The 24,946-nt window shown below is 67.9% G+C and carries 21 protein-coding genes; 16 read left to right on the top strand and 5 right to left on the bottom strand.

What is annotated here, in order from left to right; translation table 11 throughout:
- Positions 1 to 100 precede the first annotated feature (100 nt).
- Genes ACWEVR_RS06920 through ACWEVR_RS06910 form a run of 3 tightly spaced genes read right to left on the bottom strand, consistent with a single transcriptional unit; the run spans position 101 to position 3,884 of the window.
- Positions 101 to 1,945, bottom strand: a complete 1,845-nt coding sequence (locus tag ACWEVR_RS06920) for an ABC transporter ATP-binding protein (RefSeq protein WP_452466139.1) — start codon at positions 1,943 to 1,945, stop codon at positions 101 to 103.
- A complete protein-coding gene (locus tag ACWEVR_RS06915; protein ID WP_452466138.1) occupies positions 1,942 to 2,910 on the bottom strand; it encodes an ABC transporter permease in 969 nt (322 codons plus the stop codon). Before ACWEVR_RS06915 ends, ACWEVR_RS06920 begins: the two co-directional genes overlap by 4 nt.
- The gene (locus ACWEVR_RS06910) at positions 2,907 to 3,884 is read right to left on the bottom strand and encodes an ABC transporter permease (RefSeq protein WP_181700240.1); all 978 of its coding nucleotides are present in this window, start codon (positions 3,882 to 3,884) and stop codon (positions 2,907 to 2,909) included. The genes ACWEVR_RS06915 and ACWEVR_RS06910 overlap by 4 nt, the downstream gene beginning before the upstream one ends.
- A 77-nt stretch (positions 3,885 to 3,961) precedes the next feature.
- On the opposite strand from ACWEVR_RS06910, the gene ACWEVR_RS06905 reads away from it, so the two are divergent.
- On the top strand, positions 3,962 to 4,798 hold the full coding sequence (locus ACWEVR_RS06905) for an HAD family hydrolase (protein WP_181700242.1): 837 nt from the start codon (positions 3,962 to 3,964) through the stop codon (positions 4,796 to 4,798).
- 112 nt (positions 4,799 to 4,910) lie between these two features.
- Here ACWEVR_RS06905 and ACWEVR_RS06900 read toward each other — a convergent pair whose 3' ends face one another.
- Entirely contained in the window at positions 4,911 to 7,415 is a 2,505-nt protein-coding gene (locus ACWEVR_RS06900; protein WP_452466137.1) for an N-acetylmuramoyl-L-alanine amidase, read from the bottom strand.
- A gap of 269 nt (positions 7,416 to 7,684) precedes the next feature.
- On the opposite strand from ACWEVR_RS06900, the gene ACWEVR_RS06895 reads away from it, so the two are divergent.
- The gene (locus ACWEVR_RS06895; protein ID WP_452466136.1) at positions 7,685 to 9,298 is read left to right on the top strand and encodes a SpoIID/LytB domain-containing protein; all 1,614 of its coding nucleotides are present in this window, start codon (positions 7,685 to 7,687) and stop codon (positions 9,296 to 9,298) included.
- 277 nt (positions 9,299 to 9,575) lie between these two features.
- On the opposite strand, the gene ACWEVR_RS06890 is transcribed toward ACWEVR_RS06895, so the two are convergent.
- On the bottom strand, positions 9,576 to 10,076 hold the full coding sequence (locus ACWEVR_RS06890) for a MarR family winged helix-turn-helix transcriptional regulator (RefSeq protein ID WP_452466135.1): 501 nt from the start codon (positions 10,074 to 10,076) through the stop codon (positions 9,576 to 9,578).
- A gap of 104 nt (positions 10,077 to 10,180) precedes the next feature.
- Between ACWEVR_RS06890 and ACWEVR_RS06885 the strand changes: the two genes are divergently transcribed.
- The 14 genes from ACWEVR_RS06885 to ACWEVR_RS06820 all read left to right on the top strand — a co-directional run bounded on the left by ACWEVR_RS06885 (position 10,181) and on the right by ACWEVR_RS06820 (position 24,925).
- Positions 10,181 to 11,101 (top strand): EamA family transporter, encoded by a 921-nt coding sequence (locus ACWEVR_RS06885; RefSeq protein ID WP_452466134.1) that lies wholly within the window; start codon positions 10,181 to 10,183, stop codon positions 11,099 to 11,101.
- A 66-nt stretch (positions 11,102 to 11,167) separates the two neighbouring features.
- Positions 11,168 to 11,926 carry a MerR family transcriptional regulator gene (locus ACWEVR_RS06880; RefSeq protein WP_452466133.1) on the top strand — a complete coding sequence of 253 codons (759 nt, stop codon included), beginning with the start codon at positions 11,168 to 11,170 and terminating at the stop codon, positions 11,924 to 11,926.
- 232 nt (positions 11,927 to 12,158) lie between these two features.
- The gene (locus ACWEVR_RS06875) at positions 12,159 to 12,614 is read left to right on the top strand and encodes a hypothetical protein (protein WP_452466132.1); all 456 of its coding nucleotides are present in this window, start codon (positions 12,159 to 12,161) and stop codon (positions 12,612 to 12,614) included.
- Between the two features lie 30 nt (positions 12,615 to 12,644).
- Positions 12,645 to 13,055, top strand: coding sequence for a hypothetical protein (locus ACWEVR_RS06870; protein WP_067494910.1), 411 nt, complete (start codon positions 12,645 to 12,647; stop codon positions 13,053 to 13,055).
- Between the two features lie 24 nt (positions 13,056 to 13,079).
- Positions 13,080 to 13,625: a hypothetical protein gene (locus tag ACWEVR_RS06865; RefSeq protein WP_452466131.1), complete on the top strand. Its 546-nt coding sequence runs from the start codon at positions 13,080 to 13,082 to the stop codon at positions 13,623 to 13,625.
- Positions 13,626 to 13,674: 49 nt separating this feature from the next.
- Positions 13,675 to 14,295 carry a hypothetical protein gene (locus ACWEVR_RS06860; protein WP_452466130.1) on the top strand — a complete coding sequence of 207 codons (621 nt, stop codon included), beginning with the start codon at positions 13,675 to 13,677 and terminating at the stop codon, positions 14,293 to 14,295.
- Between the two features lie 161 nt (positions 14,296 to 14,456).
- A complete protein-coding gene (glf, locus tag ACWEVR_RS06855) occupies positions 14,457 to 15,695 on the top strand; it encodes a UDP-galactopyranose mutase (protein ID WP_357150803.1) in 1,239 nt (412 codons plus the stop codon).
- Positions 15,692 to 17,617: a glycosyltransferase gene (locus tag ACWEVR_RS06850; protein WP_452466129.1), complete on the top strand. Its 1,926-nt coding sequence runs from the start codon at positions 15,692 to 15,694 to the stop codon at positions 17,615 to 17,617. The genes glf and ACWEVR_RS06850 overlap by 4 nt, the downstream gene beginning before the upstream one ends.
- 71 nt (positions 17,618 to 17,688) lie before the next feature.
- On the top strand, positions 17,689 to 18,201 hold the full coding sequence (locus tag ACWEVR_RS06845) for a phosphatase PAP2 family protein (RefSeq protein ID WP_452466171.1): 513 nt from the start codon (positions 17,689 to 17,691) through the stop codon (positions 18,199 to 18,201).
- A gap of 26 nt (positions 18,202 to 18,227) precedes the next feature.
- Positions 18,228 to 19,160 carry a decaprenyl-phosphate phosphoribosyltransferase gene (locus ACWEVR_RS06840; protein ID WP_067494894.1) on the top strand — a complete coding sequence of 311 codons (933 nt, stop codon included), beginning with the start codon at positions 18,228 to 18,230 and terminating at the stop codon, positions 19,158 to 19,160.
- Positions 19,161 to 19,164: 4 nt separating this feature from the next.
- Positions 19,165 to 21,066, top strand: coding sequence for a flagellar motor control protein ZomB (gene zomB / locus ACWEVR_RS06835; protein ID WP_067640405.1), 1,902 nt, complete (start codon positions 19,165 to 19,167; stop codon positions 21,064 to 21,066).
- A gap of 157 nt (positions 21,067 to 21,223) precedes the next feature.
- Positions 21,224 to 22,294 carry an alpha/beta hydrolase gene (locus ACWEVR_RS06830; RefSeq protein WP_452466128.1) on the top strand — a complete coding sequence of 357 codons (1,071 nt, stop codon included), beginning with the start codon at positions 21,224 to 21,226 and terminating at the stop codon, positions 22,292 to 22,294.
- A gap of 301 nt (positions 22,295 to 22,595) precedes the next feature.
- On the top strand, positions 22,596 to 23,654 hold the full coding sequence (locus ACWEVR_RS06825) for an alpha/beta hydrolase (RefSeq protein ID WP_067640238.1): 1,059 nt from the start codon (positions 22,596 to 22,598) through the stop codon (positions 23,652 to 23,654).
- 233 nt (positions 23,655 to 23,887) lie between these two features.
- Positions 23,888 to 24,925, top strand: a complete 1,038-nt coding sequence (locus ACWEVR_RS06820) for an alpha/beta hydrolase (RefSeq protein WP_452466127.1) — start codon at positions 23,888 to 23,890, stop codon at positions 24,923 to 24,925.
- Positions 24,926 to 24,946 lie beyond the last annotated feature (21 nt).

Raw genomic sequence — 24,946 nt, 5'->3', positions numbered from 1 at the left:
TCTGAACGTGTTGTGGGCCATGATGCGAACTGGCACGGCATACCAACCCCAAATCAGGGTCGCCGCGGCTTGACAACATCATTGAGAATCTCCTCCAAGGTCAGCCGCTCACGGCGGGTTCGGGCACGGCCGCGATCAGCGAGCGGGTGTACTCGTGCTGAGGATTCGCGAAAATCTGCTCCGCCGGACCGGATTCGACGATCTTGCCGCGCAACATCACCGCGATGTCGTGGGCCAGATTGCGCACCACCGACAGGTCGTGCGACACGAACAGATACGACAGACCCCGCTCGGCCTGCAGATCGCGCAGCAGATTCAGCACACCGGCCTGAATCGACACATCCAGCGACGACACCGGTTCGTCCAGAACGAGCAACGACGGATCCAGCGCGAGCGCCCGCGCGATGCTGATGCGCTGCTTCTGCCCGCCGGAGAAATCCGACGGGTACCGGTCGGCGTGCTCGGGTCGCAACCCGACCTGCCGCAACAACTCCGGCACCCGCTTGTTCACCTCGTCGCGGGAACGGCCGTCGATACGCAACGGTTCGGCGAGCACGTCGAAGATCGGCAGGCGCGGGTCGAGCGAGGCGCTCGGGTCCTGGAAGACGATCTGCATCTTGCGCCGGATCTCCCGGGTCTGCGCCTTGGTGAGGGTGGCGACATCGTGACCGAGCACCTCGATCGAACCCGATTGGGGGCGAACCAGATCCATGATCTGGGTGAGCGTTGTCGACTTGCCGGAACCGGATTCGCCGACCAGCGCCAGGGTGCGGCCCGCGCGCACGCTGAAACTGATCCCGTCGACGGCCCGCACCTCGCCGGTGCGCCGCCGCAACAGCACACCCGAGGTGAGCGGGAAGGTCTTCACCAGGTCGGTGACCCGCAAAACCACGTCGTCATCGGTGCGGTCGGGATGCGGCTGGGCCGCGATGTCGGCGCGGTAGGCGTCGAACAGTTCCGGTGTGCCGAGTTCGGCGGTGCGGATGCAGGCCGCCGAATGGCCGGGGCTCACCCGCTCGAGCGGGGGTTCGGCGGCGGTGCAGTCGTCGATCGAGACGGGGCAGCGCGGCGCGAACGAACACCCCGGCGGCAGGGCGTGCATGGCGGGCGGTGCGCCGACGATCGGGATCAGCGGGGTGCGGGCGGGACCGTCCATGCGGGGGATGGAACCGAGCAGGCCGACCGTGTACGGCATGCGCGGCGCCGCGAAAAGCTCTGTCACCGGTGCGGTTTCGACGACCTTCCCGGCGTACATCACCGCGACCCGGTCGGCGAGCGTCGCCGCGATGCCCATGTCGTGGGTGATCATGATGACGCCTGCACCGGTGATGTCGCGCGCCTTGCGCAGCAGGTCGAGGATCTGCGCCTGCACGGTGACGTCGAGCGCGGTGGTCGGCTCGTCGCAGATGATGAGGGCGGGATCGTTGGCGATGGCCATCGCGATCACCACCCGCTGACGCATGCCGCCGGAGAACTCGTGCGGGAAGGCACGCGAACGCGCCCGGGCATCGGGGATGCCGACGAGTTCGAGCAGTTCGACGGCCTTTTCACCGGCTTCCTTGCGGCTCATCGTGCCGTGCGCGAGCAGCGCCTCGGCCACCTGATCGCCCACCCGGTACACCGGCGTGAGCGCCGAGAGCGGGTCCTGGAACACCATGCTGATCGAGGAACCGCGCAGCTTCGACATCTGCTTGTCGCCGAGGCCGAGCAGTTCGCGGCCACGCAACCGCACCGAACCCTGCACCCGCGCCTGCTCGGGCAGCAGCCCGATCACCGCCAGCGAGGACACCGACTTGCCCGAACCGGACTCGCCGACGATCGCGAGGACCTCACCGTCGGACACGGTGTAGTTCACCCCGCGCACCGCTTCGACACGGCCCTCCTCGCCGGGGAACGACACCCGCAGGTCGGTGACTTCCAGCAGCGGCGCGGTCGAATTGGTCATCGCTTCTCGGCTTTCTTCAACTCCACCTGCGCCTGGTCCTTACGCTCGGCGCTGTCCTTGCGCCACTTGCGCGCCCCACGGGCACCGGGGTCGAACGCGTCACGCAGGCCGTCGCCGACCAGGTTGGCGCACAACACGATCGTGATGAGCAGCCCACCGGCGAACAGGAACAACCACGGATAGGTGAGCGCCGACTTGGTGCCCGCGGCGATCAGCGACCCCAGCGACACATCGGGCGGCTGCACACCGAATCCGAGGAAGCTCAAACCGGTTTCGGCCATGATCGCCGCGCCGACGGCGAGGGTGGTGTCGATGATGAGGATCGAGGCGATGTTCGGCACGATGTGGCTCACGATGATCTTGCGCGTCGGAGCGCCCATATACCGCGCGGCACGGACGAATTCGCGATCACGCAGGCTCAGTGTGAGACCACGGATGATGCGTGCGGCGATCATCCAGCCGAACACGCTGAGCAGCACGATCAGGATCGCGATCGACCCGGAACCCTTGGTGCGCGGGGCGAACAGCGCGATGATGATGAAGCTGGGCACCACGAGCAGCAGGTCGACCAGCCACATGATGGCCCGGTCGGTCCAGCCGCCGAGCAGCCCGGCCACCGCACCGGCGGTCGCGGCGATCACGCTGGAGAACAGCGCGACACAGAAGCCGATGACGAGCGATTTCTGCAGGCCACGCAGGGTTTGGGCGAGCACGTCCTGCCCGATCTGGGTGGTGCCGAACGGGTGCTCGAGACTCGGCGGCTTCATCAGCGCCTTGTAGTCCATCTGCTGGTAGTCCCAGGGCAGCAGCGGCGGCAGCGCGAAACTGGCGATCAGCAGCAGCACCAGGATCACCGCACCGGCCACGGCGGGCTTGTTGCGCAGGAAACGCCGCCACACCAGTTTGCGGCGACCGGCCGCCGCGATCTCCGGCGCGCCGACGACGATCAGTTCGGTTTCGGTCATGACACACGCACCCTCGGGTCGAGCAGGGCGAGAACGATATCGGACAGCAGGCCCGACACGAGCACCACGAGCCCGGCGAACGCGGTCACGGTGACCACCACGTACAGGTCCTGGGCATTGATCGAATCGACCAGCCACTCGCCGACACCGTGCCAGCCGAAGATCTTCTCGGTGAAGGTGGCGCCGGTGATGAGGCCGCCGAGACTGTAGGCGAAAATTGTGGCCATCGGGATCAGCGCGGTGCGCAGGCCGTGTTTGTAGAGCGCCCGATTGCGGGTCAGGCCTTTGGCTCTCGCGGTCCGGATGAAATCGCTCTGCAGCACATCGAGCATGGCGTTGCGCTGATAGCGGCTGTACCCGGCCATGCCGCCGAGGGCGAGCGCCAGGGTCGGCAGCACGAGATGCTGTACGCGGTCGACGATCTGGTTCCACAGGCCGGTGATCTCGGTGGCCGAGGTTTCACCCGTATAGAGGAATATCTGGCTGCCGGTGAGCGTATTGATCTCCAGCGCACCGTATTTCAGCAATGTCGCCAAGAGGAAGATCGGTGTGGACAAGATCAGCAGCGACAGCACCGTCGAGAAATAGTCGCTGAATTTGTACTGTCTGATCGCCCCCGCCGCACCGATCAGCACACCGAGGACCGTGCCGATGATCGATCCGAGGATCAACAGCCGCAGACTCACCGCGACCCGCCTGCCCAGTTCCTCGCTCACCGGCTGCCCGGCCAGCGTCGTCCCGAAATCACCTTGCGCCACACCACCGAGCCAGGTGAGATAGCGCTGTGGGATCGGCTCGTCGAGATGCAGCTGCTCGGCCTTGGCATCGATCACCGACTGCGGTGGGCGCGGATTGCGCTGCTCGAGACTGTCGAGCGGACGGAAGGTGAGCGAGGCGAGGCTGAACGTCAGAAACGAAGCCAGCAACAGGAGCACGAGGTAGTTCAGCGCGCGCCGCACCAAGAAGCCGGTCATCAGTCCCCTCTGGATCGGGTAATCAAGCCCTGATCATAAGGACAGTCACGCGCCGCCGCGTGCCGACGTGCGGCAGGATGGAAACGATGACGAGCACGCACCCGAAACCGAAGCTGGTCGCCACCGACGTCGACGGCACCCTCATCGACGACGCCGACCGGATTTCGCCCCGCACCAAGGCCGCCGTCGGCGCCGTCCTCGCCGACGGCGCCACCTTCGTGCTCGCCACCGGCAGACCGCCCCGCTGGATCGACCCGGTGGTCAGCGAACTCGGCTACGCACCGCTCGCCATCTGCGGAAACGGCGCCGTCGTCTACGACAGCGCCACCGACCGCGTGCTCGCCAGCCACACCCTCGACACCGAGACTCTCGGCTGGCTCGCCGAGATCGCCGAACGCGCGTTACCCGGGTGCGGGCTCGCCGCCGAACGGGTGGGGGTGAGCGCGCACGACGCGGCGACGCCGCAGTTCGTCAGCTCGCCGACGTATGAACACGCCTGGCTCAATCCCGACGACACCGTCGTCTCGCATGCCGAGGTGATCGACGCACCGGCCATCAAGATGCTGATCCGGCTCAGCACGGCCCGCAGTTCCGAGATGCGCGCGGCGCTGGCCCCGCTGATCGGCGACCGCGCCGAGATCACCTACTCCACCGAGCACGGGCTGATCGAACTCGCCGTGCCAGGGGTGACCAAGGCATCCGGGCTGGCCGAGGTGGCGCGGCGGATGAGCGTGCGCGAGGACGAGATCGTCGCGTTCGGGGACATGCCCAACGATGTGCCGATGCTGACGATGGCCGGGCACGGGGTGGCGATGGGGAACGCGCACCCCGAGGCGCGGGCGGCGGCCGACGAGGTGACCGGGACGAATGTGGACGACGGGGTGGCGATGGTGCTCGAGCGGTGGTGGACCTAGCGCGCTCGGCCTCGATGAGCCCGGGGACCGAACCGGTGAACTTGCCGGGGTGATGACGAAGAGCCGGTGCTCTCCCGGAGGAGCGCACCGGCTCTGTCGTTGCTGCGGTAGGTCAGCCTGCGGGAACAGGCTCGGCTGGGGCCGGTTGTGCCGGAGCCCCCTGCTCAGGTGCCTGCTGTACAGCCGGCGCCGGAGGACCTGCGGGCGCCGGTGAACCAGCGGGCGCCTGTGGACCGGCGGGTGGCGTCGTGGTCGGCACCTGCGGGCCGCTCGGTGCGGCGGCTTCCGGTGCGCCGGGTTCGGCCGGGACCGTCAGGCCCAGCGTCGGCGCGGTGGTCGGCGGTGCCTGTTCCGGCTTGCTGCCGTTCATCTCCTGCTCGTAGGTGTCGTTGTAGGTCTTCCAGAAGGTGGTGACGATGCCGGTGAGCTCGTTGAGCACCAGCGAACCGTTCTGGAAATCCGTGCGAAGACCGTCCGGGACCAGGTACGAACTTCCCGTCGGCGGGCCGAGCACGCCCGCGTCGGCGCCGAGACTCAGATAGCGGTCGAGAATCGCGCCGACCACCTCGAACACCTGACCGTTCTCGCCCGAATACACGAACCCGTTCGCGAACTTCGCGTACTGACGTCCGCCCGCACCCGCGAGCAGATCCGCCTGCGGCGCGCCGAGCGGACCGTCGGCACCACCGCGGCTCACCCAGTGCTTGGCGATCGGATTCTCACTCGACAGACCGAGGAACTTGTCCACCAGAGCGCCCAGCTCGGCCATATTGCCCTGCGGAGCTCGTGCCTGATTGCTCGGCGGACGATGCGGGTTGCTCGACGCGTCGTTGGTGACCGAATTGCCCGCGGCGATGGCGCGGATGCGGTCCATCATGGCGTAGGCGGCGTCGCCGGGGCAGTCGGTGTTGCCCACGTCGCGGTGCGCGAACACCACCGGCAGCTCCACCGCCTCGTCCTGGGCGTACGGGGTGAACTCGGTGCCCTCGGAGTACATCACCGTCTCGCCCTCGGGATCGAGACCGGCGATCCCGGTGCGCCAGCCGATGAACCGGCCGATCGCGGTGATCGCCTCGTTGCTCGGCTGCTCGTTCTCGTAGTTGCCCATCAGCGCCACACCGGCGGTGTTCTCGTTGAACCCACCCGCGTGGGCGCCCTGCACGTCCCGGTCGAGGCCGCCGTAGCGGCCCTCGAAGATCTGCCCGTACTGGTCGACCAGGGCGTTGTAGCCCATGTCGCACCAGCCGAGGGTTTCGGCGTGATAGGCGTAGATCGCGCGGACGATGCCCGCCGACTCGGCCCGGCTGTAGTCGTTGCGGCCCGCCGTGTGATGCACGGTGACGCCGCCGATGCCGTCGTCGTAGGTGGGTTCCTGGCAGCGGATCGACTCGTCGGCACCCCACTGCGCCCGGGTGATGACCTTGGGACCGCCGCCCGGCAGGGCCGCCGCCACATCGTTGAGCGCGGCATCGATCGCCGCCCGGCCCGGATTGATGAGCACCGCCTTGAGCGCGGCCTCGGTGAGGTGCGCCGGGTCGTGATCGGGGGCCGCGGTGGGCTTGCGGGTCACCAGCATCTGCACGGCGGTCGTCTCGCCGACGTAGATCGGTTCGGTGCCGGTCGGTGCGTCGGCCGGGGTCTGATCGGTGGCGCGCGTGTCGATCGGATCGGCGTTGTACCAGGGGCCCCAGCTGCCGTCGGGCTGGCGGGCGCGCAGCTTGGTCGTGGTGTTCACCAGATCGCGCGCGGTGAGCGCGACCATGCTGAACGGCGTCTCCTGGGAGAGCTCCTTGACCTGGGCGCCGACCTCGTCGACGAGTTCCGGGTCGACCGCGCCCGGCGCGAGAGCCGGGGTGTCGGGGGTGGTGCCGGGTTCCAGGTTTTCCGGGTCGGCGATGAATTTCGCTCCGGCGGGGAGCTTTCGGGCCGCCGGGACCTGGGCCTGCGGTGCCGGCGCGGGTTGGTCTTGTGGTGCGGCACCGTCAGGTGCGGGGGCTGCCGGTGCCTGGGCGTTCGGAGCGGCCGCGCCTGGCGCCGGAGCTGATTCGGCTGGTGCGGGCGCTTGGCCCTGCGGAGCCGCGGGGGCGGCTGGTGCCGGCGCGGCGGCGGGTGGCGCGGCAGGTGCGGGTGCGGCGGCGGGTGGCGCGGCAGGCGCGGGCGCGCCGGGTGCCGGTGCGGGAGCCGCTGGTGGTGCGGCCGCCGGGGGAGCGGTCGGGACCGCCGTGGTCGGTGCCGGGGGCCGTCCGGGCGCGGGCGCCGCGCCGGGGGTGGCGGATGGCGCGGTCTGCTCGGTCGGCGTCGTCGGGGCCTTGGTGGGGATCTGGGGGAGCGGGATCTCCGTCGGCAGCGCCACGCCCGGGGGCGTGGGGATTCCGGGCGGGATCGGGATCGACGACGGCAGCCCGAGCATGCGCAGATCCGACAGGTGCAGGTCGGGCAGGTCGAGGCCGGTCAGCTCGCGCAGCGGGATCGTGATGTCGGGGACCGACGTGAGCGCGACCTCCGACAGCTCCGGCTGCACCGCGGCGAACTGGGAATTGTTCGCGCTGCGGTAATCGGTCGAATCGCTGAGCGCGAACGCGCCGATCGGCGCGGCGACCGCGAGGGTCGTGACCACCGGTAGCACGTAGGAACGTTTCGGCTTTCGGTATCGCACGTGCCTCTCCAATCAGGGTCGAGCAGGGTCATCCCTAGCGGCAGATCACCGGCAAGTGATGCTTGCTTCCTCTTGCCTCACACACCACACTAGTTAACATACGTCACACATCTAAACCTCAACTCGAGAGTTATGTGATTGCTCGAATGTAGCCCTCGGAACCCGCTCGGCGCGGACGACATGCCGACGCGAGCTCCGCCGGTAGAACCCCCGAACCGTGGGAGCGCAGGATGAGAGCGGATACCTCGATCGCCCGTAAGACCCGTCGCGGCACCCGCCGCCGTGCGGTTCCGATACTCGCTGCGCCACCCCTTCCGGTGCTGGTGGGCGGTACGGCGCTCGTGCTCACCGGGGCACTCGGGCTGTGGCAACTGCTGCCCGACGTGGAGCCGACGGTCGGCGCGGGGCACGGCCGCGGCATGAGCCAGGTCGGCGCCTTCGACAACGCGCGCGCGGGCTGGAACGCCGAGCAGATCCTCGGCCACTACTACCCCGGGGCGGAACTCGGCCAAATCGGAGCAACCACCATCGGCGTACGCCTGCAAGCCCAGGACGACGCCACCCTCGACACCTATGCCGCCGCGGGCGCGCAGGTCGCGGGCCGGATGATCGGACCCGGCGAAGCCGCCCACCTCACCCCGATGCCCGACGGTGGCGCCAGCGTGGTGGTGACCGCTGGTTGTGACGGAGAAGTGTTGTGGCAGAGCGCAACCGACGACCCGTACGTCTACCCGATCGGAGCCGGGCCCGGCCGCCCCGCCGACGAACACCTCACCCTCTGCGGTGGCACCGCCTATCGCGGCGCGCTCGGCGTCGCACTCGAGAACGGCTCGTACCGGACCGTGAACCAGGTCGATATCGAGGACTATCTCGCCGGCGTTCTACCCGCCGAAATGCAGGCCAACTGGGCCGATCAGGGCGCATTCGAGGCCCTGCGCGCACAGGCCATCGCCGCCCGCTCCTACGCCCTCGCCGAAGACCGCTACCCGTACGCGCAGACCTGCGACACCACCGACTGCCAGGTCTACCCGGGCACGGTCAAGGAAGACGCGCGAACCACCGACGCCGTCGCCGCCACCGTGGGCACGGTGCTGCTGCGCGACGGCCTGATCCTGCGCTCGGAGTACTCCGCCGCTCCCGACGGCGGCCGACCCGCCGACATCGAAACCTTCGCCGTCGGCCCGGCCCCCGGCGACCTCGTCGAATCCCTGCCCATCCCAGCGCTTCCCGAGCTCCCCGCCGATCCCGGACCGACCATCGAAGCGCTGGCGGGTGAGTCGGTGATCGACACCGAATACCGCCGCCTAGGCGGTCCCGGCAGTTCGATCGGCGCCCCCATCGGTCCGGAGATGATGCTGCCCCAACGCGCGGGCACGTACCGCCTGTACACCAACGGTGTCATCGTGGCGACGAAAACCCTCGGCGCCCAGGTGGTCGACTTCTCCACCCTGCTTCAGCTGGTGCCCGAGGTCGGCGAGCAGCTGCCCGGATCAGCCGGATCACGACCGAAACCCGGTGGGGCGCAGGGTGACCCACTTGTCGAGGGCGCACCCCAGCTGCCCGACCTCGCCGATGTCGGTCCGGCGCCCGACCCGAACGCCGCGCCTGACCCGAACGCCGCGACAGACCCGGGCGACGCAACAGGTCCGGGTGCCGCGACAGGCCCAGGCGTCAGCACCGATCCGAATGCTGCGGCCACACCGGACGCGAGCGGGACCGACGCTGCCCCAGGGCCGGAGATGAGCAGCGGGGTCGACCCGAACTTCGCGCCGGAACAGATCCTCGAACCGGACCCGGGCGCCGTCCCGCCACCGCTGCAGCCGAACGCGGTCCCCACCGAATAGCGCACGCCAGGCGTCCACGCGACGTGCGTCCAGGTCGCGGCGAGGGTGCTATCCCCATCCGACGGCTCGGGCACCAGTTGAACGTTTGATCACCACGCTCTGGTGGCGGCATCGGCCGAGTAGCTCTCGCCACCAGAGCATGGTGATCGTGTGTCCAGATTCGTTGCGTATGGGGCGAGCGCCGGTCGGGGCGTTGCGATGGCTGCGGCCGTGGTGGTCTTCGAGCCGGTACCGCCCGAGGTCGCGCCGAAGTGGGATTTCCCCTGCTCGGGGCCCGTCAGCTGATCGACGTGTCGCCCAGGCCGATCGACAGTGTGCGCAGCAGGTCGACGAGGTTGTCGCGGTCTTCGGGTGAGAGGCCGGCGAGTAGGCGCTCCTCGTTGGCTACGTGAAGGGGCAGGAGGCGGTCGACGAGTTCGGTGCCCTTGTCGGTGAGCTGGACGAAGATCGAGCGGCGGTCGTCGGCGCAGGGGACGCGGCGGACCAGGTCTTTCGCGGCGAGCCGGTCGATGCGATTGGTGATCGCGCCGGAGGTGACCATGGCGGCGCGGTTGAGGGCGCCCGCGGTGAGGCCCTTGGTGCCACCGGAGCGGCGCAGGGTGGCGAGCACGTCGAATTCCCAGCGCTCCAGGTCGTGCTGTGCGAAGAACGTGCGCAGTTCCTGATCGAAGATGCGGCCGAGGCGGGTGATGCGGCCGATCACCGCCATCGGCGACACGTCGACGTCCGGGCGTTCGCGATTCCAGTGTTGGACGATCGAGTCCACGGCATCGGACATGCGAGTTCCTCTCTCCGTTAAATATCTCAACATTCATCTACTTGACGATGAGGCATCGCCGGGAGTAGATATTTCAACGTTGAGATTATCAATCAGGAGCGAACATGACGACCGCAACCCACGGCGACGCGCGCACCCTCGCCCTCACCGCACTCACCCCCATCGCCTGGGGCTCCACCTACGCCGTCACCACCGAATTCCTCCCGCCCGACCGGCCGCTGTTCACCGCCCTCATGCGGGCACTTCCCGTGGGTCTCGTCCTGCTCGCCATCACCCGCACCCTGCCGCGCGGCATCTGGATCGGTCGCGCCGCCGTGCTCGGCACGCTCAACATGGGCGTCTTCTTCCCCCTGCTGTTCCTCGCCGCCTACCGGCTCCCCGGCGGCGTGGCGGGCGTGCTCGCCGCGATCGCACCCATGTTCGCCCTCGGCTTCGCCGCCGTTCTGCTGGCCGAAACACCCACTCGCCGTAAGGTTCTCGCCGGCCTGATCGGGGTGTTCGGGGTCGGCCTCGTCGTCCTGCGCGGCACTGTCGAACTCGACACCGTCGGCGTACTCGCGGGCCTCGCCGCCGCTGCCTCGCTGGGCGCGGGCACTGTGCTCGCCAAGAAATGGGGCCACCCGACCGGCGTCGGCCCGCTCACCGTCACGGGCTGGCAGCTCACCGCCGCGGGCCTGCTCATCACCCCGCTCGCCCTGTTCGTGGAAGGCGCCCCACCCGCCCTCGACGCCGAAGCCGTCGGCGGCTACCTCTACCTCGGCATCATCGGCACCGCCCTGGCCTACTGGCTGTGGTTCCGCGGCATCGCCCGCGTCTCGGCCACCTCGGTCTCCTTCCTCGGCCTACTCAGCCCCGTCACCGCGGCGGTCATCGGCTGGCTCGCACTGAGCCAGGCACTGGCCCCGCTCCAGGTCCTCGGCCTCGTCATCGCCCTCGCGGGCACGGTCCTCGGCCAGATCCCGGCCAAGCCCGCCCCCGTAACCGTCACCGGCAAGCCGACCGAACCCGTCGGCGCCGGACGATAGATCGGGGTTGACCTTGACGTAGCGTCAACTTGCAGACTGGTCTCATCGACGAGAAAGGAGCTGGTCATGGCGGGTGAATGGTCCATTCAGGACCTCGCGAAAGCCGCGGGCACCACCAGCCGCACGCTGCGCCACTACGGGCAGCTCGGGCTGCTGGAGCCGAGCCGCATCGGTGCCAACGGCTACCGCTACTACGACCAGAACTCCCTGGTCCGCCTGCAGCGCATTCTGCTGCTGCGCGAACTCGGGCTCGGCCTTCCGGTGATCGCCGAGGTTCTCGCCGGTGAACAGAACACCACCGACGCGCTACGCACCCACCTGGAACTGCTTCGGCAGCAACAGGATCGGATCGCGCGGCAGATCGAGTCGGTGTCGACCACGTTGCACAAGACGGAAAGAGGTGAACCGCTCATGGCCGCAGAGGTTTTCGACGGTTTCGACCACACACAGTACAAGGAAGAAGTCACCCAGCGCTGGGGCAAGGAGGCCTACGAGAGCGGCGACCGCTGGTGGCGTTCGCTGAGTGAAGAGGGCAAGCAGCAGTTCCTGCAGACCCAGCTCGACATCGCCGCCGACTTCGGAAAGGCGCACGCCGCAAGACTTCCGGTGGACGGCGACACCGTGCAGGCCATCGTCGAACGGCATCGTGCCTGGCTCGGTGACGGTACGCAGGGTCGGCCGGTGACCAACGAGTACCTCGTCGGTCTCGGCGAGATGTACGTCGCCGATCCGCGCTTCCGCAAGAACTACGACGTGCACGGCGAGAACACCGCCGAGTACATCCGGGATGCGTTCCGCGCGTACGCCGCCGCGCATCCGGCGTAGGGGTGGCCGGGGCGCGACGGGGTGTAAGACAGCGACCGCGCCCGGACGATCACCGTCCGGGCGCGGTCGATCGCGTTGCGCGGGTGAAGCCTGCCGGTAGGCTCCCGATCGGTGCTTGCCGCGGGCACTGTCACGGATTTTCGGGGGAGAAATGCACAATCAGCCAGGGCCGCAGGGATTTCCGCCGCCGCCACGGCGTCGGAGCCTGGACTGGTCGCCGCCCGGTGCGGTCATGAGCGCGGGGATCATCTCGATCTTCGGCGGTCTTGCCGGGCTGGCGCTCGCGCAAGGCGGCTACGCCGGGCTGAAAGTGGTGGAAAGCATGCGCGACCCGAGGGTCGATGTCGACTGGGACCGGATGCAGCTCGAAAACCAGATCGAGCTGTTCACCGGTTCCGTCTTCGCCGTGCTGCTCGGCCTGGGTGGGGTGTTGCTGCTCGCGCGGCGGCCGGCGGGGCTCACCATGGTGACCATCGGTAGTGGATTGGGGATCTTCGCCTGTCTCGGCCCACTGGCCACGCATTCGTCCGTCTCGTCGAAAGTCATGTTCGTCGGGATGTCGATGGTTTCCGCGCTCATTCTGTTGCTCACGGTGCTCCCCTCGTCCAACCGATGGGTCGCGACGCAATCGAATCCCCAGCTCGCCCCACCGAACGGCCCACGCCCGGCGGTTCCGCCGTATAACTGACTCCGAACGACGACAAGTAGCGGGGACAGTGTGGAGCAGGTGCGGCCGGAGGGGCCTTCGCGCGCGGTGACCGCGCTGATCGCGGGCTGGCTGGGGGTGCTGGTCGGCGTGGCGGGGATCGTCGTCGGGGTGGCGACCGCGGTTCTGCGGACGCTCGGGCGTCAGATCGATCTCGACTATGTGGGCGCGGGGATCGTCGGTGGGCTCGGCGTGGTGTATCTGCTCGGCGCGGTGCTGTTGTTGCGGCGCCGGATGCTCGGCAGGCGAGTGCTGCTCACGATGGCGGCGGTGATGGCGGGGGCGACGGGGCTGGTCGTGGTGCTGAACGGGGCGAGTCACGGCTGGCGGTTCGGGCCGCTGGACTGCTGGCTCGGGCTCAATGTGGTGATCCTGGCGTTCAGCGTGATCGAGCCGACGCGCCGCTGGACCGCGACGCGATAGCGGCGGACGGGATACGGTCGGACCATGCTCGAGCAGGAGAAGACAACGACTCTCGGTGACGTGACGGCCGTCGTCGCCGTGACCCTCGGCGCGCTCGCCGCCGTCGCGAATCTGCTCGGCGCGGCGTACGTCCTGCGCACCTTCTTCAGCGACCCGGAGCTGCTCGACGATTCGCTCGTCCTCTTCAGCACCCTCGGCGCGCTCGCCGCCGCGTTCGCCTTCGGCTACGGCGCGCTGCTGCTCGCCCGCCGCGAGGACACCGGCCGCTGGGTGCTGATCGTCGCCGCCGCAGCACAACTCGGCCTCGGGCTGCTCGCCCTGCTCGCCACGCTCATCGGCTACGACTCGGGGTACGGCATCCACTGGTTCGCCGACCAATCGGTCCTGCGTTCGATCTTCGTCGGTCTCGGTGGGGTGCCGGGCGCGGTGACGGCGATCGTCAACCACAACTGGACGGCCGCTGCCACCGCGACCGGCCTCGGCGCGATCGTGCTGCTCATGGCCGTCCTACCGTGGACGGCGGCCTACACACGCGCACGCCCGAAAGATCTTGTCGGACCGGCCGTATAGTTTCAGCTGGTCAGCACCAGGGCACACAGCTCGTCCGGAGGGGGAAACGATGGGGTATCCGCACGGCCCACAGGGCTACGACCCGTACGCGGCACAGGGTTACGCACAACCGGGCTACGCCCCCGACCCCTACGCTCAGCCCTACGGTGCTCAGCCATATGCCGAATACGGCTATGGCGCACCGGCTTACGGCGCGTACCCGCCGGGCTACGGTCAGCCGCGCCCCGGCGGGGGAACGGCGATCACCGCTGCGGTCATCTCACTGCTGCTGTCGCTGATCGCCCTCGGCGGGCTCGGAATCGCCGCGGCCGTCATCTTCGGCACCGAGCCGACCAGCGCCACCGACGAAGCCGGTCGATCCGAGGTGACCATCGGCCTCGCCATCGGCGCCGTCCCCAGCCTGCTGTGGTTCCTCGGCTCGATCCTGTTGTTCCGCCGCAAGACCGCAGGCCGAGTGCTCCTCATCCTGCTGTCCGTCCTCGCCCTGGCAGGCACCTGGGTCTCGGTCCTCATGGCACTGAGTCAAACCTCCTCATCGGAGACCGGCGGGGCGATCGCGGGCGCCCTCGTAGTCTCGTTCTTTCCCCTGATCATCCTCATCCTGACCGCAGCCCCCTCGACGGGCCGCTGGATCCGCGCCGGGCGACCGTCCCCGTATCCCCACTACTGACGCCCGCGTCCCGCCCCGGAACAGCGACTCACACCCGACGGTGCCGTACGCATCGCCATCGGTTCGGTCCTGTCCGGGTAGCGGCTGATAAAAGCGCAGGTCAGGAGTCGGTCAAGGACTCCGCCGGGACAATCGGCCGTCTTCCGATACGCTGGGCACCCGTGACCGCCGCATCGTCCCCGGGTAACTCCGTCAACGCAGATTCCGCCAGCCAGGCAAACCAGTACGACCTGATCGTGGTCGGGTCCGGCTTCTTCGGCCTGACCGTGGCCGAGCGGGCCGCGAACGTGCTGGGTAAGCGGGTGCTGGTGATCGACCGCCGCTACCACCTGGGTGGCAACGCCTACTCCGAGCCCGATCCGGAAACCGGAATCGAGATTCACAAGTACGGCGCGCACCTGTTCCACACCTCGAACAAGAAGGTGTGGGACTACGTCACCCAGTTCACCGAGTTCACCGGCTACCAGCACCGCGTGTTCGCCATGCACAAGGGCCAGGCCTACCAGTTCCCGATGGGGCTGGGTCTGATCTCGCAGTTCTTCGGCCGCTACTTCACCCCCGAAGAGGCCAAGAAGCTGATCGCCGAGCAGGCCGCCGAGGTGAAGACCGCCGACGCCCAGAACCTCGAGGAGAAGGCGATCTCGCTGATCGGGCGCCCGCTCTACGAGGCCTTCGTGCGCGACTACACCGCCAAGCAGTGGCAGACCGACCCGAAGGAACTGCCCGCGGGCAACATCACCCGCCTGCCGGTGCGCTACACCTTCGACAACCGCTACTTCAACGACACCTACGAGGGCTTGCCCAAGGAGGGGTACACGAAGTGGCTGGAGAACATGGCCGCCTCCGAGCTCATCGACGTGCGCCTGAACACTGACTGGTTCGACGTTCGTGACGAGATCACCGCCGCCAACCCCGACGCCCCGGTCGTCTACACCGGCCCGCTTGACCTGTACTTCGACTACGCCGAAGGCGAACTGGGCTGGCGCACCATCGATTTCGAGACCGAGGTGCTCGAGCAGGGTGACTACCAGGGCACCAGCGTCATGAACTACAACGACGCCGACGTCCCGTTCACCCGCATCATCGAGCCGCGCCACTTCCATCCGGAGCGCGACTACCCGACCGACAAGACGGTCATCATGCGCGAGTTCTCGCGCTTCGCCCAGACCGGCGACGAACCGTACTACCCGATCAACACCCCGGAGGACCGCGCCAAGCTGCTCGCCTACCGCGAGCGCGCCAAGCGCGAAACCGCCGAGAAGAAGGTGCTTTTCGGTGGTCGCCTCGGCACCTACCAGTACCTGGACATGCACATGGCGATCGGTTCGGCGCTGAGCATGTTCGAGAACGTGCTCCGCCCGCATCTCGAGTCGGGTGCGCCCCTGGTGGACGAGGCATGAGCGCGCAACCGATGCTCGAAGACTTGACTACCGAGACCCGCGCCAAGTCGCTGCTGCAACGCGTCATCCTGCCGCGCCCGGGCGAGCCGTTGGACGTGCGGACCCTCTACCTGGAGGAATCCACCACCAACGCCCGCCGTGCGCACGCCACCAGTCGCACCGCGCTGTCGATCGGCGCGGAGTCGGAGGTGTCGTTCTGCACCTACTTCAACGCGCTGCCCGCCAGCTACTGGCGTCGGTGGAGCGTGCTGAAGTCGGTGGTGCTGCGGCTGGAGCTGGCCGGGCACGGTCGCGTCGACGTGTACCGCTCCAAGGCGGACGGTTCGCGAATCCACGTGCAGGGCAAGGAGTTCGCTGTTCCGCAGGGCGCCGACTCGGTGTCGGTGGAGTTCGAGACCGATCTGGGCCCGTTCGAGGACGGCGGCTGGATCTGGTTCGACATCACCACCGACACGGCGGTCACCCTGCTCGCGGGCGGCTGGTACGCACCGCAGGAGGCGCCGGGCACCGGCAGCATCGCCGTCGGCATGCCAACCTTCAACCGGCCGACCGACCTGGTGAAGACCCTGGCTGCCCTCGGCTCGGACCCGCTGGTGCTCGGCAATGTCGCCGCGGTGATCGTGGCCGACCAGGGCAACCGCAAGGTCGTCGACGAGCCCGGATTCACCGAGGCCGCCGCGACGCTGGGCGACCGGCTCAGCATCCACGACCAGCCCAACCTCGGCGGGTCCGGCGGCTACAGCCGTGTCATGTACGAGGCGCTGAAGACCGACGCCGAGTTCATCGTCTACATGGACGACGACATCGAGATCGAACCCGACTCGATCCTGCGCGCCCTCGCGTTCTCCCGGTTCGCCAAGTCGCCGCTGCTGGTCGGCGGGCAGATGCTGAACCTGCAGGAACGCTCGCACCTGCACAGCATGGGTGAGGTCGTCGATCGCGGAATCTTCATGTGGTCCTCGGCGCCGAATGTCGAATACGACCACGACTTCTCCAAGTACCCGCTCAAGGACCGCGACAACTCCAAGCTCCTGCACCGGCGCATCGACGTCGACTTCAACGGCTGGTGGACCTGCGTGATCCCGCGCAAGGTCGCCGAACAGATCGGTCAGCCGCTGCCGCTGTTCCTCAAGTGGGACGACGTCGAATACGGTCTGCGCGCGCGTGACGCGGGGTACTCGACGGTCACCCTCCCCGGTGCCGCCGTCTGGCACATGGCCTGGTCCGACAAGGACGACGCCATCGACTGGCAGGCCTACTTCCACCTGCGCAACCGCCTGGTCGTCGCCTCGCTACACCTGCCGGGCGACGGCAAGCCGATGATCGTGAACACGGTCAAGGCCACCCTCAAACACCTGCTGTGCCTCGAGTACTCCACGGTCGCCATCCAGAACGAGGCGATCCGCGACTTCCTCGCCGGGCCGGAAGGTCTGTTCGACCTGCTGCCGAGCGCGCTGGGCAAGATCCACGCGATGCGCAAGGAGTACCCGGACGCCGTCGTGGTTCCGTCGTCGACCGAACTGCCGCTGGCCAGCCGCCACGGTGTCGGCGCCGTCGGTGAACCGGGTAACCCCATCGCGAAGGTGGCGCGCCTGGCCAAGGGCGTGGTGCACAACTTCCGCAAGGCCGACCCGGCCGCCCACGAGACACCGCAGCTCAACGTGCCGACGCTGGACGCGCGCTGGTTCCTGCTCTCGCAGGTCGACGGTGTGACCGTGACGACCGCCGACGGCCGTGGCGTGGTGTACCGCAAGCGCGACCCCCGCAAGGCGGCGGAGTTGCTCAAGGAAGCTCTGCGCCTGCGCAAGGAGCTCACCGCCCGCTTCCCGGAGATGCAGCAGCGTTACCGGGCCGCGCACGCCGAGCTGACAAGCACGGCGGCGTGGGAGAAGACCTTCGGCCTGAACGGAACGAGCAAGTGAACGCGATCAACCCGGAACTGGAACTGCTCGACGAGGGCTGCGGCGGCGACTGCGCGTGCAGTGGCGAGTACGTGGAGGTGCCCGTCGAGGTCGCGATCCTCAACGCCGTGCAGGGCACCATCGGCACCAACCCGACCGTGGTCTCGGCCGCGCGGGCGATGTCGCACTTCGGTGAGCACGCGCTGGGCTGGGTCGGCATCGCGGCGGCGGGCTGGCTGGTCGACAAGCCGCGCCGCCGTCAGTGGGCGGGCGTGGCCGTCGGCGCGGTCGGCGCGCACGCGGCGTCGATCGTCATCAAGCGCATCGTCCGCCGTCCGCGCCCGAACGATCCGTCGGTGCAGGTCAACGTGTCGACGCCGAGCAAGCTGAGCTTCCCGTCCTCGCACGCCACCTCCACGACGGCGGCGGCGGTGTTGCTCGGCAGGCTCACCGGGCTACCCTTGCCTGCGGTGCTCGTGCCACCGATGCTGTTGTCCCGGGTCGTGCTCGGGGTGCATTACCCTTCCGATGTGCTCGCCGGTTCCGCACTGGGGGCCGCGTCGGCCGCCGCCGTGCTCGCCGCCGAAAAGAGACGCCGCCCGTGACCGCTACCGAAAGAACTCTGGCTGAGATGAGCGAAGAACCGTCCGCCGCCGTCCTGGACGAGGCTGCTGTGAAGGGCCCGCCGAAGACCCTGGCCGGCGGGCTCGTCAAGGCCGTTCGCCCACGTCAGTGGGTCAAGAACGTGCTCGTGCTCGCCGCGCCGCTCGCCGCGGGCCCCGAAGCCGTCAGCGACCTGGGGATCCTCGCGCACGTCGCGATCGCGTTCGTCGTGTTCTGCATGGCCGCCTCGGGCATCTACCTGGTCAACGACTCGCTCGACGTCGAGGCCGACCGCGCCCACCCGACGAAGCGGTTCCGGCCGATCGCGGCGGGCGTCGTTCCTGTCAACCTGGCTTACGCGCTGGCCGCCGTGCTGCTGGTCGGTTCGATCGCCGGTTCGTTCCTCGCGTCGTGGCACCTCGCCGTGGTGATGGCCGTGTACATCGGCATCCAGCTGGCGTACTGCCTGGGGCTCAAGCACCAGGCCGTGCTCGACATCTGCATCGTCTCCTCGGGCTTCCTGCTGCGCGCCATCGCCGGTGGCGCGGCAGCGGATATCGAACTGTCGCAATGGTTCCTGCTGATCATGGCGTTCGGTTCGCTGTTCATGGCGGCGGGCAAGCGCTACGCCGAACTGCAGATCGCGCTCGACACGGGCGCCAAGATCCGCAAGTCGCTGCAGTACTACACCCCCACCTACCTGCGCTTCGTCTGGACGCTCGCGGCCACCGCGCTCGTGGTGTTCTACGGACTGTGGGCGTTCCAGCAGGGTGAGGCCCGTGACACCCAGTGGTACGCGATCTCGATGGTGCCGTTTACCATCGCAGTCCTGCGTTACGCGGTCGACGTCGATGGTGGCGAGGCCGGTGAACCCGAAGAGATCGCGCTGGGGGACCGCATCCTGCAGTTCCTCGCTATTGCCTGGATCGGAGCGGTAGGTGTCGCTGTCTATCTCACCTGACGAGATCGTGGTAGCGGAGCGGGAATCATCTGAAGACGAACGGCTGGGCAGCGCCGAACAGGCGCGCCCGGCCGCGCGTTTCGCAGCCGCGTCCCGGGCCACATTCGTCGGTGGGGTCGTGCTCACCGCCGCGCTGTTCGCGATCGGTGCCTGGCAGCGGCGCTGGATCGCCGACGACGGGCTCATCGTCCTTCGCACAGTGCGTAACCTGCTCGCGGGCAACGGCCCGGTCTTCAACATGGACGAGCGGGTCGAAACCAATACCAGCACCGCCTGGACCTACATCGTCTGGTTCTTCAGCTGGGTCACCCAGGCCAGGCTCGAATACGTGGTGCTCGGTGTCGCCCTCGTCGTCTCGGTGCTCGCGATGGTGTTCGCCATGCTCGGCACCGCGCGGCTGTGGGGCGGAAGCACCGGTCAGCTGCTGATCCCGGCGGGTGTGCTCGTCTACATCGCGTTGCCGCCCGCCCGCGACTACGCCACCTCCGGACTGGAGAGCGGCCTGGTGATCTGCTGGGTCGGGTTGCTGTGGTGGCTGATGATCCGGTGGAGCCAGGCCGCGGTCGTGCGGGTGCCCGGCCTGCTCGGGCTGGTGTTCCTGGCCGGTCTCGCACCACTCGTCCGGCCCGAGGCCACCCTGATCGGGGTGCTCGCGCTCGGCATGATCTTCCTCGCGCCGATGCCGCAGTTCCGGTTCGGGCCCGTGGTGCTGCGCGCGCTGATCGTTCTCGTCGCCGGGCTGGTCCCGGTCGCCTACCAGATCTGGCGGATGGGCTACTACGGCCTGCCCTACCCGAACACCGCCGTCGCCAAGGACGCGGGCGGTGCCAAGTGGGGGCAGGGCCTGAAGTACCTGGCCGATCTGGTCGGGCCCTACTACCTGTGGATCCCGCTGCTGGTGCTGCTGGTCGCGGGCGTGCTCGCCGCCATGGCGCACGGGTTCCGGGTGAAGCCCACCTGGTCGATCGCCGCGATTCGCTCGTGGTTCCGTTCGCCGAGCGCGGTCGTGGTGATGGTGCTGCTCAGCGGCGTGCTGCTCACCGTGTACGCGGTGCGCGTCGGCGGTGACTTCATGCACGGCCGGATGCTGCTCACCCAGCTGTTCCTGCTGCTGCTCCCGGTGGCCGTCGTCCCCATCCCGGTGCGCGCGTTCGCGGCGAGGGACTGGTCGTTCGCGGTGCTGCTCGTCGCGCTGCTCGGCACGGCGGGCTGGTCGTTGTACGCGGCGAGCACCACCGCCATCACCACGGGAACCAAGATCAGCGCCTCGGGCATCGTCGACGAGCGCGTGTACTACGTGCTCAACACCGGTCACGATCATCCGATCCGCGCCGAGGACTATCTCGACTACCCGCGCATGCGGGCGATGGTGAACGACATCGCCAACAACCCCAACGGCGGTCTGCTGCTGAATTCGCCGTCGTTCACCTTCTGGTACCTCGACCCGCCGCCGCAGCCCATCCCCGAGGGCGGCGCCGGGCACACCGTTTACTTCCTCAATCTCGGCATGACCAGCATGAACGTGCCGCTGAGCGTGCGTGTGATCGACCCGATGGGCCTGGCCTACCCGCTGGCCGCGCATTCGGACCGGCTGGTCGACGGCCGCATCGGCCACGACAAGAGCCTGTACCCCGACTGGGTGGTCGTCGATTCGGGCATGGTCGACATCCATCCGTGGATGCCGTGGTTCATGGACGAGAAGTGGGTGACCCAGGCACGCACCGCCATGTCGTGCCCCGAAACGCAGGCCCTGATGATCTCGGTGCGCGACCCGCTCACCTTCGATCGGTTCAAGCACAACCTCCGCAATGCGATGACCTTCGCGAAGTACCGCATCGACCGCGTCCCGAAGTACGAGATCCAGCGGTGTGGGTTGGTCAATCCCTACCCCGAGCCACAGCGCTGAATCGATCACATAATTACTTTTTGGTAACGCCAGGCTATCGATGTAGCGATAGGGTCAACGAGGAACTTCCGTCGGCGCACTGGTGTGCCGGATGTCAGTCGGCGGTCATTGCAACCGCGGTTCCGCGCGAACCGCACGAGGAAAGGCCCAACACAGAATGCGTGGCGGACGTCTGAGAACCAGGGGAGCCGGCTGGCTCAAGCGGTCGGTGCTGGTTTCGTTGGCGATCGTGCTGCCGCTCGGGGTGTCGGTGGCAGGTCCCACCGGCACCGCGACGGCGGCATTCGATCCCAGTGGTTTCGATTTCTGGGTCGACTCCGAAATGGGCCCGATCAAGTCGCGGATCTTCCGCGCCGCGGACGGCAACACCGGCCGCGTGGTCTACGCGCTCGACGGTATGCGTGCCCGCGACGACCTCAACGGCTGGGAAATCGACACCAATGTCGCCCGCGCGCTGACCGCGGCCAACATCAACGTCGTGATGCCCGTCGGCGGCCAGTCCAGCTTCTACGCCGACTGGAACGCGCCGAGCAACTTCTTCGGACTCGACGCCGGTTCGGGCGGTAGCTCCACCGGTTCGGCGGCCACCGGTTCCTCGATGACCGGCTCGTCGATCGCTCCGGCCCAGGTGGCGGGCAAGAAGAACACCTACAAGTGGGAAACCTTCCTGACCACCCACCTGCGCAACGCGCTGTCGAGCAGGCTCGGTTTCAACCCGAACAACAACGGCGTCTTCGGCCTGTCGATGGGTGGCTCGGCCGCCCTGACCCTGGCCGCGTACCACCCCGACCAGTTCAGCTACGCCGGTTCGTTCTCCGGCTACCTGAACATCTCCGCGCCGGGTATGCGTGAGGCGATGCGCACCGCCATGATCTCCGCGGGCGCCTTCAACATCGACGCGATGGCGCCGCCGTGGGGCCCGCAGTGGCTGCGGATGGACCCGTTCGTCTTCGCGCCGCGCCTGGTGGCCAACGGCACCCGCGTCTGGGTCTCGGCGGCCAGCGGTATCCCCGGTGCAGGCGATGTGTCCAACCCGATGGAAATCGTGCAGGGTGTTCCGCTGGAACTGCTCGCGATGGTCAACAGCCGGGCCTTCCAGGTCCGCATGGCCACCCTCGGCGGCGGCAACGCCACCTTCGACTTCCCGATCACCGGCGTGCACAACTGGCGCAACTGGGAAGCGGAAGTCAACCGCATGATCCCCGACCTTTCGGCCAACATCGGCTGAGTCGACTGGTTTCACGCGAAACCGCCCGGGTGCATTCGCACCCGGGCGGTTTTGTGCTTTCGCGTCACGATCCGAGGCAAAGACGGTGACGAATCATGTGCGACAGATCACCGAGAGTTGTGTTGCGGGTCACTTTCCAGCAACATGTAAGCGTTCGTGAAGCGTTTGATACTCAGTGAGCATGCGTCGAGGTTGAATCGTCCGTTTTGCCCTGGTTCGATCACATTTCGGCGCCCGATGAGGAATCCGACTGCGTAGCTCGGGGTTTGCGCTATCGGTCTGCCGAGAAAGGTCTAGTCGAATGCGAACACTGCGCCGCGAGCGTGGACCCGTGAAGACCGCAACCCGCGGATCGTGGGTGCGGCGATGGGCCGCGGGCGTATCCATGGCTCTGCTCGTCCCGCTCGCCACGGCCGTCGGCGGCACCGCCGCGCCGGCCGCCGCGGGATTCAACCCGGCCGCGTTCGACTTCTGGGTCGATTCCGGCATGGGCCCGGTGAAGACGCGCATTCTGCGCGCGGCCAACGGCAACACCAATCGAGTGGTCTATGTCCTCGACGGTATGCGCGCCCCCGAGCATCTCAACGGCTGGGAAATCGAGACCGATATCCCCAACGCGCTCGCGCGGGCCGATATCAATGTGGTGATGCCGGTCGGTGGAATGTCGAGTTTCTACGCCGACTGGAATTCCCCGAGCAGCTTCTTCGGTGTGCCGGGCACCGGCCCCGCCACCGGTTCCGGCGGGATCGACGCGTTCGCGGGCGGACCGGGCAAGAGCTACCGGTACCAGTGGGAAACCTTCCTCACCAGGGAACTGCCCAACGCGCTCGGCGACCGGCTCGGCTTCAGCCGCACCCGCAACGGCGTGTTCGGCCTGTCGATGGGCGGTTCGGCGGCGCTCACCCTCGCCGCCTACCACCCCGACCAGTTCTCCTTCGCGGGCGCCTACTCGGGTTACCTGAACATCTCCGCGCCCGGTATGCGTGAGGCCATCCGCCTCGGCATGATCGACGCGGGCGGCTACAACGTGGACTCCATGGCCCCGCCGTGGGGCCCACAGTGGCTGCGGATGGACCCGTTCGTGTTCGCCCCCAACCTGGTCCGCAACAACACCCGCCTCTGGATAGCGGCGGGTTCAGGCTTGCCGACCAGTTCCGACGGACCGAACATCAATACCGTCAACGGAATGGCGCTGGAAGCGCTGGCACTGGCGAACACTCGCGCCTTCGAAGTCCGCATGGCCACCCTCGGCGCACGCAACGTCACCTACTCGTTCCCGCCCTTCGGCATCCACGCCTGGAACACCTGGAACGACGAGGCCCTGCGCATGATCCCGGACCTGTCGAACAATATCGGCTGACAAAACATGAACCGGCGCCGAACATTTCGGCGCCGGTTCTGTGTCTGCAGCACCCGGTTTGCGGGCCGAATGTTCCTGCCCTTGCAAGTAATTCGCCAGTCGAATATCCTCCAGCGAGCGTAAGTGTGACCAGATCGTTGTTTCATCTCTTCTGACGACCGGAGTGTCGGGATCCGGTTGTCGGCACCGACGTGTCTGGCATGCCATAACAGCAGAAAGAGAGCGGAATTCACATGCGTTTCGGCAAGGCCGTCGCGCCGAAGGGTGACCAGCCGGGTGCGTCCCGGGGCACAGCACCTCGTGGTTGGCGTAATCGAATTCTAGCTGTCGGCGCAGCAGCCCTCGTGCTGCCGATCGCCGCGGGTGCGGCGGCCCCGACTGCGTTCGCCGCGCCGGTTCCGGGTGTCGCACTGCGTGCGCCCGCGGGTGGCTACGAAGAACTGATGGTCCCGTCGAAGATGGGTCCGGTGAAGGTCCAGGTCCAGTGGGCCCGCAATGGTGGCAATGCCGCGTTGTACCTGCTCGACGGTCTGCGCGCCCGCGACGACCGCAACGCCTGGTCCTTCGAGACCAACGCGATGCAGCAGTTCGCCAACGACAACGTCACCCTGGTGATGCCGGTCGGTGGCCAGTCCAGCTGGTACGCCGACTGGACCGCCGCGTCCAACACCAACGGTCAGAAGACCACCTACAAGTGGGAAACCTTCCTCACCGAAGAGCTCCCCGCCTTCCTCGAGGGCTACGGCGTTTCCCGCCACAACAATGCGGTGCTCGGCCTGTCGATGTCGGGTCCGGCCGCGCTGCGGCTGGCCGCCCTGCATCGCGACCAGTTCAAGCACGCTTCCTCGCTGTCGGGCCCGCTGAACTGGGGTGCCCCCGGCATGCGTGAGGCCATCCGCGTGATGATGCTCGACGCCGGCCGCTTCAACGTCGACTCCATGGCCGCTCCGTGGAGCCCGGCGTGGCTGCGGATGGACCCGATGGTGTTCGCGCCGGAGCTGCGTGGTCTGCCGATGTTCATCTCCTCGGCCAACGGCCTGCCCGGTCAGCACGACCGTCCGGCCGGTCTGGGCGGGGTGTACAACACCGCAAACGCGATGGGCATCGAGGCCATCTCGTTCGTGAGCACCCTGGCGTTCCAGCGTCGTCTGGCCAGCCTCGGCATCCCGGCCACCTTCGACTTCCCGGCCACCGGTACCCACTCGTGGAAGTACTGGGAAGACCAGCTGTGGAAGGCTCGCCCGCAGATCCTCGGCGCGCTCGGTGCCTGAGTAGTTTCCGCACAGCAACGC

It is taken from the genome of Nocardia sp. NPDC003979, from assembly GCF_053605015.1.
The sequence above is the reverse complement of the archived record's forward strand: the minus strand, read 5'-3'. Positions and strand labels throughout refer to the sequence as shown.